This window comes from Pseudomonas sp. NY11955 (assembly GCF_048068035.1).
In the GTDB taxonomy this organism is placed as follows: domain Bacteria; phylum Pseudomonadota; class Gammaproteobacteria; order Pseudomonadales; family Pseudomonadaceae; genus Aquipseudomonas.
Window position 1 is genome coordinate 97,773 of sequence record NZ_JBLUPS010000007.1, and the last position, 17,409, is coordinate 115,181.

Annotated in this window: 13 protein-coding genes; 9 read left to right on the forward strand and 4 right to left on the reverse strand. The window is 62.7% G+C overall.

Annotated features, from left to right (window positions below; translation table 11 throughout):
• Positions 1-54 precede the first annotated feature (54 nt).
• A complete protein-coding gene (locus ACNFBR_RS15090; RefSeq protein WP_416735634.1) occupies positions 55-408 on the reverse strand; it encodes a hypothetical protein in 354 nt (117 codons plus the stop codon).
• A 274-nt stretch (positions 409-682) separates the two neighbouring features.
• Here ACNFBR_RS15090 and ACNFBR_RS15095 point away from each other — a divergent pair, with 274 nt between their 5' ends.
• Complete coding sequence (locus ACNFBR_RS15095; protein WP_416735635.1) at positions 683-5,548, forward strand: NAD-glutamate dehydrogenase; 4,866 nt, start codon at positions 683-685, stop codon at positions 5,546-5,548.
• A gap of 164 nt (positions 5,549-5,712) precedes the next feature.
• On the opposite strand, the gene ACNFBR_RS15100 is transcribed toward ACNFBR_RS15095, so the two are convergent.
• A complete protein-coding gene (locus ACNFBR_RS15100) occupies positions 5,713-6,531 on the reverse strand; it encodes a pyruvate, water dikinase regulatory protein (protein ID WP_016714844.1) in 819 nt (272 codons plus the stop codon).
• Between the two features lie 191 nt (positions 6,532-6,722).
• Here ACNFBR_RS15100 and ppsA point away from each other — a divergent pair, with 191 nt between their 5' ends.
• The 8 genes from ppsA to ACNFBR_RS15140 all read left to right on the forward strand — a co-directional run bounded on the left by ppsA (position 6,723) and on the right by ACNFBR_RS15140 (position 14,884).
• Positions 6,723-9,098 (forward strand): phosphoenolpyruvate synthase, encoded by a 2,376-nt coding sequence (gene ppsA / locus ACNFBR_RS15105; protein WP_416735636.1) that lies wholly within the window; start codon positions 6,723-6,725, stop codon positions 9,096-9,098.
• Positions 9,099-9,164: 66 nt separating this feature from the next.
• Positions 9,165-10,169, forward strand: coding sequence for an alpha/beta fold hydrolase (locus ACNFBR_RS15110; RefSeq protein ID WP_416735637.1), 1,005 nt, complete (start codon positions 9,165-9,167; stop codon positions 10,167-10,169).
• A gap of 85 nt (positions 10,170-10,254) precedes the next feature.
• On the forward strand, positions 10,255-10,746 hold the full coding sequence (gene rraA / locus ACNFBR_RS15115) for a ribonuclease E activity regulator RraA (protein ID WP_003248652.1): 492 nt from the start codon (positions 10,255-10,257) through the stop codon (positions 10,744-10,746).
• A 27-nt stretch (positions 10,747-10,773) separates the two neighbouring features.
• Positions 10,774-11,769, forward strand: coding sequence for a zinc transporter ZntB (locus ACNFBR_RS15120; protein WP_416735638.1), 996 nt, complete (start codon positions 10,774-10,776; stop codon positions 11,767-11,769).
• Positions 11,770-11,958: 189 nt separating this feature from the next.
• Positions 11,959-12,231: a CrfX protein gene (locus tag ACNFBR_RS15125; protein WP_416735639.1), complete on the forward strand. Its 273-nt coding sequence runs from the start codon at positions 11,959-11,961 to the stop codon at positions 12,229-12,231.
• A 2-nt stretch (positions 12,232-12,233) separates the two neighbouring features.
• Complete coding sequence (locus ACNFBR_RS15130) at positions 12,234-13,058, forward strand: mechanosensitive ion channel family protein (RefSeq protein WP_416735640.1); 825 nt, start codon at positions 12,234-12,236, stop codon at positions 13,056-13,058.
• 113 nt (positions 13,059-13,171) lie between these two features.
• Complete coding sequence (sigX, locus tag ACNFBR_RS15135; protein WP_003248665.1) at positions 13,172-13,738, forward strand: RNA polymerase sigma factor SigX; 567 nt, start codon at positions 13,172-13,174, stop codon at positions 13,736-13,738.
• A gap of 111 nt (positions 13,739-13,849) precedes the next feature.
• A complete protein-coding gene (locus ACNFBR_RS15140) occupies positions 13,850-14,884 on the forward strand; it encodes an OmpA family protein (protein ID WP_416735641.1) in 1,035 nt (344 codons plus the stop codon).
• A 78-nt stretch (positions 14,885-14,962) separates the two neighbouring features.
• On the opposite strand, the gene cobA is transcribed toward ACNFBR_RS15140, so the two are convergent.
• Positions 14,963-15,703, reverse strand: a complete 741-nt coding sequence (cobA, locus tag ACNFBR_RS15145; protein WP_416735642.1) for a uroporphyrinogen-III C-methyltransferase — start codon at positions 15,701-15,703, stop codon at positions 14,963-14,965.
• A gap of 27 nt (positions 15,704-15,730) precedes the next feature.
• Entirely contained in the window at positions 15,731-17,401 is a 1,671-nt protein-coding gene (locus tag ACNFBR_RS15150; RefSeq protein WP_416735643.1) for a protein kinase domain-containing protein, read from the reverse strand.
• Positions 17,402-17,409: the final 8 nt, after the last annotated feature.

Sequence of the window (17,409 nt, forward strand, 5' to 3'; positions counted from 1 at the left end):
GCCTCTTCGCAGCACAAGGCTGCTCCTACAGGGGATCGCGCAAAATTTCAGGATCTAGAGCTCGCAGACGAAGGTGCCGGTGCCGGCCAGGATGTTCTCCAGGGTTTCCTTCACTTCATCCATGTCGCTCAGCGCGCTGGTCAGGTTGATTTCCAGCACGTCATCCCCCTTCAACGCATCGCGGTCGCCGGCCGCCACTTCGATCAGCAGGCGCTTGGCGCTCAGGGTCACTTTCAGCCCATCCAACGTCGACGGCTCGTCATCCAAGGTCAGGTCGACGGTGTCTTCGTCCGGGTAGCGGGTAAGCAGGAACATCTGACCCTTGTCGCTGTGGCAGCACAGGGTCGCCATGTTGTCTTCCTCGTCATCGCAAGGGGTGGCGAACAGCAGGGCGGTGTTGATTTGCATGAGCAGGCTCGGATCAAAGGAAACGGAAGGGAATTCTGACAGTCTTGGGTACAGGCATAAACGTAAAGTTACCCCCCTTTGACCGAAATTGTCGCAGCGCTGCAAGCGTAGATGACCGATCAGTCGTTAAGCTTCGGCGAGCCCTGGGCGTGCCTGCGCACGTTCAACGTCTGGTTTTTACCGTCCGCCATGCCACGGGTTGGCTATCGTTGATCCGTACACGGCGCACGCAGCGACGCTTCAACTATTACAAAGCCCAAGCGGAGTACCACAGATGGCGTTCTTCACCGCAGCCAGCAAAGCCGACTTCCAGCATCAACTGCAAGCGGCCCTGGCGCAGCACATCAGCGAACAGTCCCTGCCACAAGTGGCGCTGTTCGCCGAGCAGTTCTTCGGCATCATCTCTCTGGACGAACTCACCCAGCGCAGGCTTTCCGACCTGGCCGGCTGCACCCTGTCAGCCTGGCGCATCATCGAGCGTTTCGACCCCGAATACCCGCAAGTGCGGGTGTACAACCCAGATTACGAGCGCAATGGCTGGCAGTCGACCCACACCGTGGTCGAAGTGCTGCACCACGACCTGCCGTTCCTGGTCGACTCGGTGCGCACCGAGCTCAACCGCCGTGGCTACAGCATCCACACCCTGCAAACCACCGTGCTCAGCGTGCGCCGTGGTGCCAAGGGCGAGCTGCTGGAACTGCTGCCCAAGGGTACCCAGGGCGAGGGCGTGCGCCACGAGTCGCTGATGTACCTGGAAATCGACCGCTGCGCCAACGCCGCCGAGTTGACCGTGCTGGCCCGCGAAATCGAGCAGGTGCTGGCCGAGGTACGGGTGGCGGTCGCCGACTTCGAGCCGATGAAGGCCAAGCTGCGCGAAGTGGTGGCGCAGGTGGAGCAGACCGCCTTCGGCCCGGCGCAGCACGAAAAGGGCGAGGTCAAGGCCTTCCTCGAATGGCTGCTGGACAACCACTTCACCTTCCTGGGCTATGAAGAATTCACCGTCAAGGGCGACGCCGATGGCGGCCAGATGGTCTACGACGAGCAGTCGTTCCTCGGCCTGCCGCGCCGGCTGCGCGTGGGCCTGACCGCAGAAGAACTGCGCATCGAAGATTACGCCGTGGCCTATCTGAACGAGCCGCTGCTGCTGTCGTTCGCCAAGGCGGCGCTGCCCAGCCGCGTTCACCGCCCGGCCTATCCGGACTACGTCTCGATCCGCCAGTTGGACGCCGACGGCAAGGTGGTCAAGGAACACCGCTTCATGGGCCTGTACACCTCGTCGGTGTATGGCGAAAGCGTGCATGCCATTCCGTACATCCGCGTGAAGGTGGCCGAAGTCGAGCGCCGCTCGGGCTTCGACCCCAAGGCCCACCTCGGCAAGGAGCTGGCCCAGGTACTGGAAGTGCTGCCGCGCGACGACCTGTTCCAGACGCCGATCGACGAGCTGTTCAGCACGGTCATGGCGATCGTGCAGATCCAGGAACGCAACAAGATCCGCGTGTTCCTGCGCAAAGACCCGTATGGCCGCTTCTGCTACTGCCTGGCCTACGTCCCGCGGGAAATCTACTCCACCGAAGTGCGGCAGAAGATCCAGCAGGTGCTGATGGAGCGCCTGAAGGCCAGCGATTGCGAGTTCTGGACCTTCTTCTCCGAATCGGTACTGGCCCGAGTGCAACTGATTCTGCGGGTCGACCCGAAGAACCGCATCGACATCGACCCGCAGCAGCTGGAGCGCGAAGTCATCCAGGCTTGCCGCTCGTGGCATGATGACTATTCGGCACTGGTGGTGGAGAACTTCGGCGAAGCCCAGGGCACCAACATCCTTGCCGACTTCCCCAAAGGCTTCCCGGCCGGTTACCGCGAGCGCTTCGCCGCGCACTCGGCCGTGGTCGACCTGCAGCACGTGCTGAACCTGTCGGAAAGCAAGCCGCTGGCGATGAGCTTCTACCAGCCGCTGACCCAGGTTGGCGAACGCATCCTGCATTGCAAGCTGTACCACGCCGACACCCCGCTGGCGCTGTCCGATGTGTTGCCGATCCTGGAAAACCTTGGCTTGCGCGTGCTTGGCGAGTTCCCCTACCGCCTGCGCCATGCCAATGGCCGTGGCTACTGGATCCACGACTTCGCCTTTACCTACAGCGAAGGCCTGAGCCTGGATATCCAGCAGCTCAACGACACCCTGCAAGACGCCTTCATCCACATCGTCCGTGGTGACGCCGAGAACGACGCCTTCAACCGCCTGGTGCTGACTGCCGGCCTGCCATGGCGCGACGTGGCGCTGCTGCGTGCTTATGCCCGTTACCTGAAGCAGATCCGCCTGGGCTTCGACCTGGGTTACATCGCCAGCACCCTGAACAACCACACCGACATCGCCCGTGAGCTGACCCGGTTGTTCAAGACCCGCTTCTACCTGGCGCGCAAGCTCACCCAGGACGACCTGGACGATAAGCAGCAGCGCCTGGAGCAGGCCATCCTGACCGCGCTGGATGACGTGCAGGTGCTCAACGAAGACCGCATCCTGCGCCGTTACCTGGACCTGATCAAAGCCACCCTGCGCACCAACTTCTACCAGCCGGACGCCAACGGCCAGAACAAGTCGTACTTCAGCTTCAAGTTCAACCCCAAGCTGATCCCGGAACTGCCCAAGCCGGTGCCCAAGTTCGAGATCTTCGTCTACTCGCCGCGCGTCGAGGGCGTGCACCTGCGCTTTGGCAACGTCGCCCGTGGCGGCCTGCGCTGGTCCGATCGCGAAGAGGACTTCCGCACCGAAGTGCTGGGCCTGGTCAAAGCCCAGCAAGTGAAGAACTCGGTCATCGTGCCGGTCGGTGCCAAGGGCGGCTTCCTGCCGCGCCGCCTGCCGCTCGGCGGCGGCCGTGACGAGATCGCCGCCGAGGGCGTGGCGTGCTACCGCATCTTCATCTCCGGCCTGCTGGACATCACCGACAACCTCAAGGACGGTGGCGTGGTGCCGCCGGCCAACGTGGTACGTCATGACGATGACGACCCGTACCTGGTGGTGGCGGCGGACAAGGGCACCGCGACCTTCTCCGACATCGCCAACGGCATTGCCATCGACTACGGCTTCTGGCTGGGTGACGCCTTCGCCTCGGGCGGCTCGGCCGGTTACGACCACAAGAAGATGGGCATTACCGCGCGCGGCGCCTGGGTGGGCGTGCAGCGCCACTTCCGCGAGCGCGGCATCAACGTGCAGGAAGACCCGATTACCGTCATCGGCGTGGGCGACATGGCCGGCGACGTGTTCGGCAACGGCCTGCTGATGTCCGACAAGCTGCAACTGGTGGCGGCGTTCAACCACCTGCACATCTTCATCGACCCGAACCCTGAGCCGGCGTCCAGCTTTGCCGAGCGCAAGCGCCTGTTCGACCTGCCGCGTTCGGCCTGGAGCGACTACGACACCAGCATCATGTCCGAAGGCGGCGGGATCTTCCCGCGCAGTGCCAAGAGCATCGCCATCAGCCCGCAGATGAAAGAGCGCTTCGCCATCGAAGCAGACCGCCTGACACCGACCGAGCTGCTCAACGCGCTGCTCAAGGCCCCGGTGGACTTGCTCTGGAACGGCGGTATCGGTACCTACGTGAAGGCCAGCAGCGAAAGCCACGCCGATGTCGGCGACAAGGCCAACGATGCGCTGCGGGTCAACGGCAACGAACTGCGCTGCAAGGTGGTGGGCGAGGGCGGCAACCTGGGCATGACCCAGCTCGGTCGGGTCGAGTTCGGCCTGAACGGCGGTGCCACCAACACCGACTTCATCGACAACGCCGGCGGCGTGGACTGCTCCGACCACGAGGTCAACATCAAGATCCTGCTCAACGAAGTGGTGCAGGGTGGCGACATGACCGAGAAGCAGCGCAACCAGCTGTTGGGCAGCATGACCGATGAGGTGGCCGGCCTGGTGCTGGGCAACAACTACAAGCAGACCCAGGCGCTATCGCTGGCGGCACGCCGCGCCCGTGAGCGGATTGCCGAGTACAAGCGCTTGATGGCTGACCTGGAAGCGCGTGGCAAGCTGGACCGCGCCATCGAGTTCCTGCCGTCCGAAGAGCAGTTGGCCGAACGCCTGGCCGCCGGCCAGGGCCTGACCAGGGCTGAGCTGTCGGTGCTGATTTCGTACAGCAAGATCGACCTCAAGGAGCAACTGCTCAAGTCGCTGGTGCCGGACGACGACTACCTGACCCGCGACATGGAAACCGCCTTCCCGCCGTCGCTGGTCAGCAAGTTCGCCGAGGCCATGCGCCGCCACCGCCTGAAGCGCGAAATCGTCAGCACCCAGATCGCCAACGACCTGGTCAACAACATGGGCATCACCTTCGTCCAGCGCCTGAAGGAGTCGACCGGCATGAGCCCGGCCAACGTCGCCGGGGCCTATGTGATCGTGCGCGACATCTTCCACCTGCCGCACTGGTTCCGCCAGATCGAGGCACTGGACTACCAGGTGCCGGCAGAAATCCAGCTCACCCTGATGGACGAGCTGATGCGCCTGGGCCGCCGTGCTACCCGTTGGTTCCTGCGTAGCCGCCGCAACGAACAGGACGCCGGGCGAGACACCGCGCACTTCGGGCCGAAGATCGCGCAATTGGGCCTGAAGCTTGACGAACTGCTCGAAGGCCCGACCCGCGAACGCTGGATGGTGCGCTACCAGGGCTTTGTCGAGGCCGGTGTACCGGAGTTGCTGGCGCGTATGGTGGCGGGCACCAGCCACCTGTATACCCTGCTGCCGATCATTGAAGCGGCTGACGTCACCGGCCATGACCCGGCGCAGGTGGCCAAGGCGTTCTTCGCCGTGGGCAGTGCGCTAGACCTGACCTGGTACCTGCAGGAAATCAGCAACCTGCCGGTGGAAAACAACTGGCAGGCGCTGGCCCGCGAGGCGTTCCGCGACGACATCGACCTGCAGCAGCGGGCGATCACCATCTCGGTACTGCAGATGGCCGATGCACCGGAAGACATGGACGCCCGCGTGGCACTGTGGGCCGAGCAGCACCGGGTGATGGTGGAACGCTGGCGTGCCATGCTGGACGACCTGCGCAATGCCACCGGCACCGACTATGCGATGTACGCGGTGGCCAACCGCGAGCTGGTCGACCTGGCCATGAGCGGACAGGCGGCGGTAGTGCCGTCCTGATCATCAGGCTGAAATGAAAAAGCCCCGGCAGTGATGCCGGGGCTTTTTTTCTCAGTACCGGCCTCTTCGCGGGACAAGCCCGCTCCCACAGGTACCCCGCTGAGCCTGAGGGCAGTGGTGAACCTGTGGGAGCGGGCTTGCCCCGCGAAGGGGCTGGTACAGGCTTACTTGAACCTGCGCTCCACGCCTTTCTCGACCAGGATCTTCGCCGAAATCTCCTCCACCGAGAAATGCGTGGAGTTGATGTTGGGGATGTTCTCCCGGCGGAACAGGTTCTCCACTTCACGCACTTCGAACTCGCACTGGGCAAAGCTGGAATAGCGGCTGTTGGGCTTGCGCTCGTGGCGGATGGCCGTAAGGCGGTCGGGGTCGATGGTCAGGCCGAACAGCTTGTTGTGGTGCTTTTTCAGCACCGCCGGCAGCTGCAGGCGCTCCATGTCATCTTCGGTCAGCGGGTAGTTGGCGGCGCGAATACCGAACTGCATGGCCATGTACAGGCAGGTCGGGGTCTTGCCGCAGCGCGATACGCCCACCAGGATCAGGTCGGCCTTGTCGTAGTAGTGGGTGCGCGCGCCATCGTCGTTGTCCAGGGCGAAATTGACCGCCTCGATGCGCTCCATGTAGTTGGAATTGCCGCCGATTGAGTGCGATTTGCCCACGGAATACGACGAATGGGCGGTCAATTCTTGCTCAAGTGGGGATAAAAACGAAGAAAAGATGTCGATCATGAAGCCATTGGACGTCGCCAGGATCTCGCGGATGTCCTGGTTGACGATGGTGTCGAAGATGATCGGGCGGACCCCGTCACGCTCGGCAGCGGCGTTGATTTGCTGGACCATGGTCCGCGCCTTGTCGGGCGAATCGATGTAGGGACGGGTGAATTTGTTGAACGGAATGCTTTCGAATTGTGCCAGCAGACTCTGGCCCAGGGTTTCGGCAGTGATACCGGTGCCGTCGGAGATGAAGAACGCGGTTCGTTTCATTTGCGATCTGGGCCTTAAGCTGATGACGATTCTTGGATATGATAAGTTCGGTTTGCCGAATGCGGCTGTCGACATTCTGCCACATTTGCAGAGCCTATTTTCCAGGTACAGGCCACAAACGCCCGGCCAAGTCACAGAAGACAGGCGGGCGCCTTTTGAGCTTTTCCAACACAGTTAGTGGAGAGATCACCTTGGTAGAGTACGTAGTTTCCCTCGATAAGCTCGGCGTCCATGATGTGGAGCATGTGGGGGGCAAGAACGCATCCCTGGGCGAGATGATCAGCAACCTTGCCGGTGCTGGTGTATCGGTGCCGGGCGGCTTTGCCACTACGGCGCAGGCGTACCGCGATTTTCTCGAACAGAGTGGTCTGAACGACAAGATTCACGCCGCGCTCGACGCACTGGACGTGGATGACATCAACGCCCTGACCAAGACCGGCGCGCAGATTCGCCAGTGGGTCATGGAAGCCGAATTCCCGCCACGCCTGGATTCGGAAATCCGTACGGCCTTCGCCGAAATGGCGGCTGGCAACGACAACATGGCCGTTGCCGTGCGCTCTTCGGCCACTGCCGAAGACCTGCCGGACGCCTCGTTCGCCGGCCAGCAGGAAACCTTCCTCAACATCCGCGGCGTCGACAACGTGATCCGCGCGGCCAAGGAAGTGTTCGCTTCGCTGTTCAACGACCGCGCCATCGCCTACCGCGTGCACCAGGGCTTCGACCATAAGCTGGTCGCCCTGTCTGCCGGTGTGCAGCGCATGGTCCGCTCCGAAACCGGCACCGCCGGCGTCATGTTCACCCTCGACACCGAGTCGGGCTTCCGCGATGTGGTGTTCATCACTGGCGCCTACGGCCTGGGCGAAACCGTGGTGCAGGGTGCGGTCAACCCTGACGAATTCTACGTGCACAAGAACACCCTGCAGGCTGGCCGCCCGGCTATCCTGCGCCGCAACCTGGGCAGCAAGGCGATCAAGATGGTCTATGGCGAAGAAGCCAAGGCCGGCCGTTCGGTGAAAACCGTCGAAGTCGACCGCGCCGAGCGCGCACGCTTCTGCCTGACCGATGCCGAGGTCAGCGAGCTGGCCAAGCAGGCCATGATCATCGAGCAGCACTACCAGCGCCCAATGGACATCGAGTGGGCCAAGGACGGTGACGACGGCAAGCTGTACATCGTCCAGGCCCGCCCTGAGACGGTGAAGAGCCGCTCCAGCGCCAATGTCATGGAACGCTACCTGCTGAAAGAAAAAGGCACCGTGCTGGTCGAAGGCCGTGCCATCGGCCAGCGCATCGGCGCCGGCAAGGTTCGCGTGATCAACGACGTCTCGGAAATGGACAAGGTGCAGCCGGGCGACGTGCTGGTCTCCGACATGACCGACCCGGACTGGGAACCGGTGATGAAGCGCGCCAGCGCCATCGTCACCAACCGCGGTGGCCGTACCTGCCACGCGGCGATCATCGCCCGTGAGCTGGGTATTCCGGCGGTAGTCGGTTGCGGCAACGCCACCCAGGTACTCAAGGACGGCCAGGGCGTGACCGTTTCCTGTGCCGAAGGCGACACCGGCTTCATCTTCGAAGGTGAGCTGGGCTTCGACGTGAAGCAGAACTCGGTCGATGCCATGCCGGAGCTGCCGTTCAAGATCATGATGAACGTCGGCAACCCGGACCGTGCCTTCGACTTCGCCCAGCTGCCCAACGCCGGTGTTGGCCTGGCGCGCCTGGAGTTCATCATCAACCGCATGATCGGTGTGCACCCCAAGGCGCTGCTGAACTATGCGGGCCTGCCTGCCGACCTGAAAGACAGCGTCGACAAGCGCATCGCCGGCTATAACGACCCGGTCGGCTTCTATGTCGAGAAGCTGGTCGAGGGCATCAGCACCCTGGCTGCGGCCTTCTACCCGAAAAAGGTCATCGTGCGCCTGTCGGACTTCAAGTCCAACGAGTACGCCAACCTGATCGGCGGCAAGCTGTACGAGCCGGAAGAAGAAAACCCGATGCTGGGCTTCCGCGGTGCTTCGCGTTACATCAGCGAATCGTTCCGTGACTGCTTCGAGCTCGAGTGCCGTGCGCTGAAGCGTGTGCGCAACGAGATGGGGCTGACCAACGTCGAAATCATGGTGCCGTTCGTGCGTACCCTGGGCGAAGCCAGCCAGGTCGTAGACCTGCTCGCTGAAAATGGCCTGGCCCGTGGCGACAACGGCCTGCGCGTGATCATGATGTGCGAACTGCCGTCCAACGCCATCCTCGCCGAAGAGTTCCTGGAGTACTTCGATGGCTTCTCGATCGGCTCCAACGACCTGACCCAGCTGACCTTGGGCCTGGACCGCGACTCGGGCATCATTGCCCACCTGTTCGACGAGCGTAACCCTGCGGTGAAGAAGCTGCTGGCCAACGCCATCGCCGCGTGCAACAAGGCCGGCAAGTACATCGGCATCTGCGGCCAAGGCCCATCGGACCACCCGGACCTGGCCAAGTGGCTGATGGAGCAGGGCATCGAAAGCGTGTCGCTGAACCCGGATTCGGTCCTCGAAACCTGGTTCTTCCTGGCTGAAGGCCAGGGCGCGGCCTGATGCGGTAAAACGCGGGGGGACGTCTGGCGTTCCCCCGCCTGGTTTTTTCCAGGGCGAGCTCCAGCAATGGATCCCGCCCTTTTTTGTGCACCAAGCAACCTTATGCAAAGCAGCAGCACTCTATTTCCCGTGGCCCTGCTCAGTGCCGAGCGCCGCGGCGACCTCAGCGAAGACGTGTACCGGATCAAGGCCGGCAACGGCCCGGACCCCAGCGTCGAGCTGGCTGTGACCCGCCTGGGGCTGGCCGATCAGGGCCAGGCCCAGGGCGTGCCGGTCATTCTCCTGCACGGCAGTTTCTCCAATCGGCGCTTCTGGTATTCGCCCAAAGGTATTGGCCTGGGGGCCTATCTTGCGCGCGCCGGTTTCGATGTGTGGATCCCGGAAATGCGCGGCCACGGCCTGTCGCCGCGTAACCAGGCGTGGAAGCACAACAGTGTTGCCGCCTACGCCCGCGATGACCTGCCGCTGATCAACGCGTTCGTGCGCGAGCAATCGGGCCAGGCGCCACATTGGCTTGGCCACTCCCTGGGTGGTACCACCCTGGTGGCCGCACTGGGCGGTGGTTTTCTGGCTGCCGACCAAGTGGCCAGCGTGGCATTGTTCGGCACTCAGATCAGCCGCGTCTATTGGCCGTTGAAAGTGCCTCCGTTGGCCTGGGGCGCGAAACTGCTGCTCAAGCGCTGGGGGCAGATATCTGGCCCGCGCTTCAAGCGTGGCCCGGAAGACGAGCCGGTTGGCCTGGCCCTGGAAAGCATGCGTTGGCATGGCCTGTTCGGGCGTTTTGGCGACAAGAAGCACGATTGGTGGGCGGGGCTGGCTGAGGTGGATGTACCTTTGCTGGCGGTGGCCGGGGCGGGGGACTTCCAGGACCCGGTGTGGGCCTGCCGCAAGCTGTTCGAGCAGTTGGGGGGCGAGCGCAAGCAGTTCCTGCGGCTGGGGCGTGAGGAGGGCTTCGAGGCGTTCGGGCATGTCGACATGCTGGTAAGCAAAGCCGCGCAGGTGCAGGTGTGGCCGCTGGTGGAACGCTGGTTGCGCAACCCGCTGTTGCCGGTACAGGATGAATACAAATGACTGCCCGGTCCCGGATGACTGCGACAGCCTCCAAGGTGTAGCCTTGGCCGATACCCGCTTTCGTTGTGACTGACAGGAGCTTCCCATGCAGCATTACGTAACGCCCGACCTGTGTGACGCCTACCCGGACCTGGTACAAGTGCTGGAGCCGATGTTCAGCAATTTTGGCGGCCGCGATTCGTTCGGCGGCCAAATCGTCACTATCAAGTGCTTCGAGGACAACTCGCTGGTCAAGGAGCAGGTCGAACTCGACGGCAAGGGCAAGGTGCTGGTGGTCGATGGCGGTGGTTCGCTGCGCCGTGCGCTGCTCGGCGACATGCTCGCCGAAAAGGCCGCCAAGAACGGTTGGGAAGGCCTGGTGATCTACGGCTGCGTGCGTGACGTCGACGTGCTGATCCAGACCGATGTTGGCGTGCAGGCCCTGGCCAGCCACCCCATGAAGACCGACAAGCGTGGCATCGGCGACCTCAACGTGGTGGTGACCTTCGCCGGGGTAACCTTCCGTCCGGGCGAGTATGTGTATGCCGACAACAATGGCGTGCTGGTTTCGCCAAGCCCGCTGAAAATGCCGGAGTGATGCGCCGCACGCGCTGATGGAGCTTTGATGTTCGAGGAAGACAACGCGCAGTGGGGGCTGGTGCATGCCCTGGTGCTCGATGGCAAAGGCGGCGCGCGCTCGATTGCCCGTACCGAACTGGACGACCTGCAGCTGCAACCGGAGCAGAGCCTGTGGCTGCACTGGGACCGCAGCCATCCGCAAACCCGCACCTGGCTGCTGCATGACAGTGGTCTGAGCGAGTTTGCCTGCGAACTGCTGCTGGAAGAAAACACCCGGCCACGCCTGCTGCCCATGGCGGACGAACAGCTGTTGCTGTTTCTGCGTGGGGTCAACCTCAACCCCGGTGCCGAGCCCGAGGACATGGTGTCGGTACGTATCTTTGCCGAGGCGCAGCGGGTGATCTCGCTGCGGCTGCGGCCGTTGCGTGCCAGCGATGAAATTCTCCAACTGCTGGAGCAGGGGAGGGGGCCGAAATCGGCCTCTGAACTGTTGCTGTTGATGGGTGAACTGCTGACTGAAAAGGTCCAGGGCCTGGTCAGTGACCTTTCCGAACTGGTCGACCTGGAGGAAGAAAAGGTCGAATCCGACGAGCGGTATACCCCAGAGCAGGGCAGCCTGCAGCAAATTCGCCGCCGTGCCGCCGGCTTGCGCCGCTTCCTTGCCCCTCAGCGGGAGATCTACGCCCAGTTGTCGCGCAGCAAATGGAGCTGGTTCGCCGATGCCGATGCCGATTACTGGAACGAGCTGAACAACAGCCTGATCCGCTACCTCGAAGAACTGGAACTGACCCGCGAGCGTGCTGCGCTGGTGCTGGAAAGCGAAGACCGCCGGCGTAGCGAGCGGATGAACCGCACCATGTACCGCTTTGGCATCATCACCTGCATCTTCCTGCCCATGAGCTTCATCACCGGGCTGCTGGGCATCAATGTCGGCGGTATCCCCGGGGCGGAGAACCCGTTGGGCTTTTTGTTCGCCTGCATCGTCGTGCTGGGGCTGGCGGTGGGGCAGTGGTGGCTGTTTCGGCGGTTGCGGTGGGTATAGCCGTGCACTGCCTGCACCGGCCTCTTCGCGGGCACGCCCGCTCCCATCGGGAGAACGCAAGGCTTCCTGTGGGAGCGGGCGTGCCCGCGAAGCATCCACCGCGCGTGCATTTTGAAACATTCGTCCCAATGGGATGTGTGACCCATTGCCTGGCCATCTCGTCTCTTGCTGACACTGCGCGAGGTGCCTATGCACGATCCGTTTGAAGAATCCCTGCGCGACCTGCTCAAGGCGTCCCCCTCCGGCAATGACCGGGATGACCAGGACGACGCTGCCTGCCTGGGTCGCGTGCTGAAAACCGCCAACCGTCAGGTTGGTGCGGGTGATCTGTTCAGCCTGCTTGGCCGCTGGAGCCAGGCGCTGCTGATTGCCGTCAATAATGGCTCGGCGCATGTCGCGCCGGTGCGTCGACACTCTTCCCGCAACGCTGCCACCGGCAGCAAAGCAGATAAGGCCGATTGAATATGGAACTCGATCTCTGGACCCAGAGCCTGGTCACCGCGATGACCGCCCTTTGGACCAAGGTGGCGAACTTCATCCCCAACCTGTTCGGCGCGCTGGTCGTGGTGCTGCTCGGTTTCGTGGTGGCCAAGCTGCTCGACACGCTGTTGTCCAAACTGTTGGCCAAGTTTGGCCTCGACCGCCTGATGGCCGGCACCGGCCTCACCAAGATGCTCGGCCGGGTTGGCATCCAAGTACCGATCTCGACCTTGATCGGCAAGATCGTCTACTGGTTCGTGCTGCTCATCTTCCTGGTATCGGCCGCCGAGTCGTTGGGCCTGGAGCGGGTCTCGGCTACCCTCGACATGCTCGCCCTGTACCTGCCCAAGGTGTTTGGCGCGGCCCTGGTGCTGCTGGCTGGCGTGCTGCTGGCACAAGTGGCCAACGGCCTGGTGCGTGGCGCCGCCGAAGGCATCGGCCTGGAATATTCGGCGGGCCTTGGGCGCATTACCCAGGGCTTGGTGATCATCATCAGCATCTCGGTGGCCATCAGCCAGCTGGAGGTGAAAACCGACCTGCTGAACCACGTCATCGTCATCGGGTTGATTACCGTTGGTCTGGCCGTTGCCCTGGCCATGGGCCTTGGCAGCCGTGAAATCGCAGGGCAGATCCTGGCCGGTATTTACGTACGCGAGTTGTACCAGGTGGGCCAGCAGGTGCGGATTGGTGAGGTTGAAGGGCATATCGAGGAGATCGGTACGGTGAAGACGACACTGCTGACCGATGGTGGCGAACTGGTGTCGCTGTCCAACCGCGAGCTGCTCGAACAGCGCGTCAATAGCCGCTAACCGCACAAAAGCTGTTAATGTATGCCGCCGCGAAATTCGACCCAAGGGGTCGCGCGGCGACATTGACCTGACTGTCGGCCAGATCCGTTTTGAATAAAGTGCATTCGCCGCCCATGCGTTATGACCCCCGCGAGCTCACCGACGAAGAGTTGGTGGCGCGTTCGCATGAGGAGCTGTACCACGTTACCCGCGCCTATGAGGAGCTCATGCGGCGCTACCAGCGGACCCTGTTCAACGTCTGTGCGCGTTATCTGGGGAACGACCGTGACGCGGACGATGTCTGTCAGGAAGTGATGCTCAAAGTGCTGTACGGGCTGAAAAACTTCGAGGGTAAGTCGAAGTTCAAGACCTGGCTCTACAGCATCACCTACAACGAGTGCATTACCCAGTACCGCAAGGAGCGCCGTAAACGCCGGTTGATGGATGCCTTGAGTCTGGACCCTGTTGAAGAGGCGTCCGAAGACAAGGCCCCGAAGCCGGAAGAAAAAGGCGGGCTGGACAAATGGCTGGTGCATGTGAACCCGATTGACCGGGAAATTCTGGTGCTACGATTTGTCGCAGAACTGGAATTTCAGGAAATTGCCGACATCATGCACATGGGCCTGAGCGCGACGAAAATGCGTTACAAGCGCGCGCTAGACAAGCTTCGGGAGAAATTTGCCGGCCTCGATGAAACTTAGTGGCGTGCAAATATCTCTAACGAACCGGCGAGTTCTGCTAGACTTGCCGTCGAGTTGTCCCCCGTGTTTGTGGTGGGACTGCTTAACTATCACCAGATGGGGATTTAACGGATGAAATTGAAAAACACCTTGGGCTTGGCCATTGGTTCGCTCGTAGCCGCCACTTCGATTGGCGCTATGGCACAAGGTCAAGGCGCCGTCGAGACCGAAGTTTTCTACAAAAAAGAATTCTTCGACAGCCAGCGCGACTTCAAGAACGACGGCAACCTGTTCGGCGGCTCGATCGGTTACTTCCTGACCGACGACGTTGAACTGCGTCTGGGCTACGACGAAGTGCACAACGCTCGTGGCGAAGACGGCAAGAACATCAAGGGCTCGAACACCGCCCTGGACGCCGTTTACCACTTCAACAACCCGTACGACGCCATCCGTCCGTACGTTTCCGCTGGTTTCTCGCACCAGTCGCTGGGCCAGACCGGCCGTGGCGGTCGTGACCACTCCACCTTCGCCAACGTTGGCGCTGGCGCCAAGTGGTACATCACCGACATGTTCTACGCCCGTGCCGGCGTAGAAGCTCAGTACAACATCGACCAGGGCGACACCGAGTGGGCCCCGAGCGTTGGCGTTGGCCTGAACTTCGGCGGTAGCCCGAAGCAAGCTGAAGTCGCTCCGGCACCAGTTGCTGAAGTCTGCTCCGACTCCGACAACGACGGCGTTTGCGACAACGTCGACAAGTGCCCAGACACCCCGGCCAACGTTACCGTTGACGCCGACGGCTGCCCGGCTGTTGCCGAAGTCGTTCGCGTTGAGCTGGACGTCAAGTTCGACTTCGACAAGTCGGTCGTCAAGCCTAACAGCTACGGCGACATCAAGAACCTGGCTGACTTCATGAAGCAGTACCCACAAACCACCACCGTGGTTGAAGGTCACACTGACTCCGTGGGTCCAGACGCTTACAACCAGAAGCTGTCCGAGCGTCGTGCCAACGCTGTCAAGCAAGTGCTGACCCAGCAGTACGGCGTAGAATCCAGCCGTGTTGACTCGGTTGGCTACGGCGAAACCCGTCCGGTTGCTGACAACGCCACCGAAGAAGGCCGTGCTATCAACCGTCGCGTTGAAGCTCAGGTAGAAGCTCAGTCCAAGTAATTGGCCTGATGTTTCATGAAAAACCCGGCTTCGGCCGGGTTTTTCTTTGCCTGGGATTTATCCGGTCTGTAGGAGCGTTCAGCCCGCGATTGCGTCGAGTCGCAGAACCCGCTGCTCGCCAACCACCTGCCCAATCACCAGCACCGCCGGGCTGCGCAAGCCAAACCTGCGCGCATCTTCAGTCATCCCCCGCACATCGCTCCTGCACTCTCGCTGTTGCGGCAGCGAGGCATTCTCGATCATCGCCACCGGCATCTCCGGTGCCATGCCTCCCGCCAGCAACCCCTGGCGCACCTGCTCCAACCGTGCCACCCCCATGTACACCACCAGCGTTGTCCCGCCCTGGGCCAAGGCCGCCCAGTTCAGCTCGCTGTCATCCTGGGTATGCGCCGTCACCAGCGTCACGCCTCGGCTCACACCCCGTGACGTCAGGGAAATCCCGCACTGTGTGGCCCCGGCCAACCCGGCGGTGATGCCATTTACCAACTCCACCTCGATACCTTGCCCTCGCAGCCACGATGCCTCTTCACCACCTCGACCAAAGATGCACGGGTCGCCGCCCTTGAGCCGTACCACGCAGCGACCCTGTCGCGCATGGCGCAGCATCAGGCGCTGGATGAACGCTTGCGGTGTAGAGCGGCAGCCGCCGCGCTTGCCCACGGCAATTACCCGGGCCTGCGGGCAATGCTCCAGCAGCGCAGGGTTGACCAGATCGTCGATCATGACCACGGCGGCTTGCTGCAAGGCGCGCACGGCCTTGAGAGTGAGCAGTTCAGGGTCACCTGGGCCGGCACCGACCAGCCACACTTTCGCATTCATCAGGGTTTCCTCATCGGCAAGGTGTGCTCAACCCTTGAGCAGGGCGAGCAGCAGTATCAGATTGGTCAGCAGCGACAGCAGGGCCAGGGTGCGCCATACCTTCAGCGGTTCGCGCTCCAACAGTGGCCGTGGCCGGCTGGGCAGTTCCTGGCGGTCGCCGCGCTCAAGCAGCAATAGCCAATGTTCGGCGGTTTCGAAGCGCTGCGCCGGGTCGACCGCCACCGCTTGCTGCAGGTTGTGTTGCAACCATTCCGGCAGATCGGGGCGGTAGCGCGCAGGGTTGACCGGTTGGCCGAAGCGCGGACGCTGGAAGGCTTCTACTTCACCGTACGGGTAGTGCCCGGTCAGCAGGTGATACAGCGTCACGCCCGCTGCATAGAGGTCTTGGCGCGGGCTGGGTTGCTGGCCGTCGAATGCTTCCGGAGCAATGTACGAAGGCGTGCCAGGCAGCTCGTGCAGTGGGTCTTCGGACAGGCCGGGGCAATAGGCCAGGCCGAAGTCCAGCAGACGCAGCTGGCCATCGCGGCCCAAGTGCAGGTTGTCTGGCTTGATGTCGCGGTGCAGCAGGTTGCGCCGATGCAGCACGCCGACTGCCTGCAGCAGTTGCCGGGCGATCTCCAGCCATTGCGTCAGCGGCAGTGGGCCGTGCTCGGCCAGCAGTGCCGCCAGGCTTTGGCCAGGGTATTGGCGCATCACGTAGTACAGGTGCTGGCGCTGGCTGGCGGCATGCAGTTCGGGGAAGTGCCGGCCCGCGATACGGCGCAGGAACCACTCTTCCAGCAACAACCCTTGCGCAGCCCCCGGCTCCTGTTCGCGCGCAGTGGGCAGGGTTTTGAGTAGCCACGGTTGGTCCTGGCTATCGCGTACTCGATACAGCAGGGACTGGCGGCTCTGCGCATGCAGTGTTTCAACCCGCCATCCGTCGATCACCTGGCCTTCGCGTAGCGGGCCGGGCACTGGCCATTGTTGCAACTGTGCCAAGGTATCGCCCAGGTTGGCCGTGCCCAGTTGCTCGACGTGTACCAGCAAGGCGCTGGCGTTGTCCTGGCTGCCGTTGAGGTGCGCGCTGGCAACCAAGGTGTCAGCGGCCAGTTGCAGGTCAGGTTGCTCGCGCAGCACAGCTTGGATGTGCTGCTCGCCCAGGCTGGCCCACACCCCGTCGCTGAGCAGCAAGAAACACTCGCCTTGTTGCAGCTCACCTTCCAGGTAGTCCACCAGCAGGTGCTGGTCCAGGCCCAGCGCGCGTTTGAGCACGTGGTGCATGCCCGGCTGGTCCCATACATGGTCTTCGCTCAGGCATTGCAGTTTCCCGTCGTGCCAGCGGTACACCCGGCAGTCGCCAACATGAGCCAGGGTAAAACGCCGGCCACGCAACACCAGCGCGCTAAGCGTGGTCAGCAGCGGCTGGCCGCTGCCCTGGGCGCGCAGCCAGCGGTTTTGCGCCAACAACAGGCGGTCGAGGGCCTGGGCCACGCTCCAGGTCGCCGGGGTGGCGTAGTAATCCAGGGCCAGCGCCTGCAGGGTGGCCCGCGCCGCCAGGCCACCGTCGGCACATTGGCTGACGCCGTCGGCCAGGGCGAACAGGTAGCCTTTGCTGGCGGCAAGCTCCGGCGCTGGGGTTACCAGGCGCAGGGCATCCTGGTTTTCCGCGCGCGGCCCGATGGCGCTGGCTTGGGCAAAGCTCAGTTGCAGGCTCATCGGTGTGC

Bases quoted from the DNA above. Each gene is read 5' to 3' on its own strand.
- ACNFBR_RS15150 (WP_416735643.1), bottom strand. From the start codon at position 17,401: ATGAGCCTGCAACTGAGCTTTGCCCAAGCCAGCGCCATCGGGCCGCGC.
- sigX (WP_003248665.1), top strand. From the start codon at position 13,172: ATGCGTTATGACCCCCGCGAGCTCACCGACGAAGAGTTGGTGGCGCGT.
- cobA (WP_416735642.1), bottom strand. From the start codon at position 15,703: ATGAATGCGAAAGTGTGGCTGGTCGGTGCCGGCCCAGGTGACCCTGAA.
- ACNFBR_RS15100 (WP_016714844.1), bottom strand. From the start codon at position 6,531: ATGAAACGAACCGCGTTCTTCATCTCCGACGGCACCGGTATCACTGCC.
- ACNFBR_RS15130 (WP_416735640.1), top strand. From the start codon at position 12,234: ATGGAACTCGATCTCTGGACCCAGAGCCTGGTCACCGCGATGACCGCC.
- ACNFBR_RS15110 (WP_416735637.1), top strand. From the start codon at position 9,165: ATGGATCCCGCCCTTTTTTGTGCACCAAGCAACCTTATGCAAAGCAGC.
- ACNFBR_RS15140 (WP_416735641.1), top strand. From the start codon at position 13,850: ATGAAATTGAAAAACACCTTGGGCTTGGCCATTGGTTCGCTCGTAGCC.
- rraA (WP_003248652.1), top strand. From the start codon at position 10,255: ATGCAGCATTACGTAACGCCCGACCTGTGTGACGCCTACCCGGACCTG.
- ACNFBR_RS15095 (WP_416735635.1), top strand. From the start codon at position 683: ATGGCGTTCTTCACCGCAGCCAGCAAAGCCGACTTCCAGCATCAACTG.
- ACNFBR_RS15120 (WP_416735638.1), top strand. From the start codon at position 10,774: ATGTTCGAGGAAGACAACGCGCAGTGGGGGCTGGTGCATGCCCTGGTG.
- ACNFBR_RS15125 (WP_416735639.1), top strand. From the start codon at position 11,959: ATGCACGATCCGTTTGAAGAATCCCTGCGCGACCTGCTCAAGGCGTCC.
- ACNFBR_RS15090 (WP_416735634.1), bottom strand. From the start codon at position 408: ATGCAAATCAACACCGCCCTGCTGTTCGCCACCCCTTGCGATGACGAG.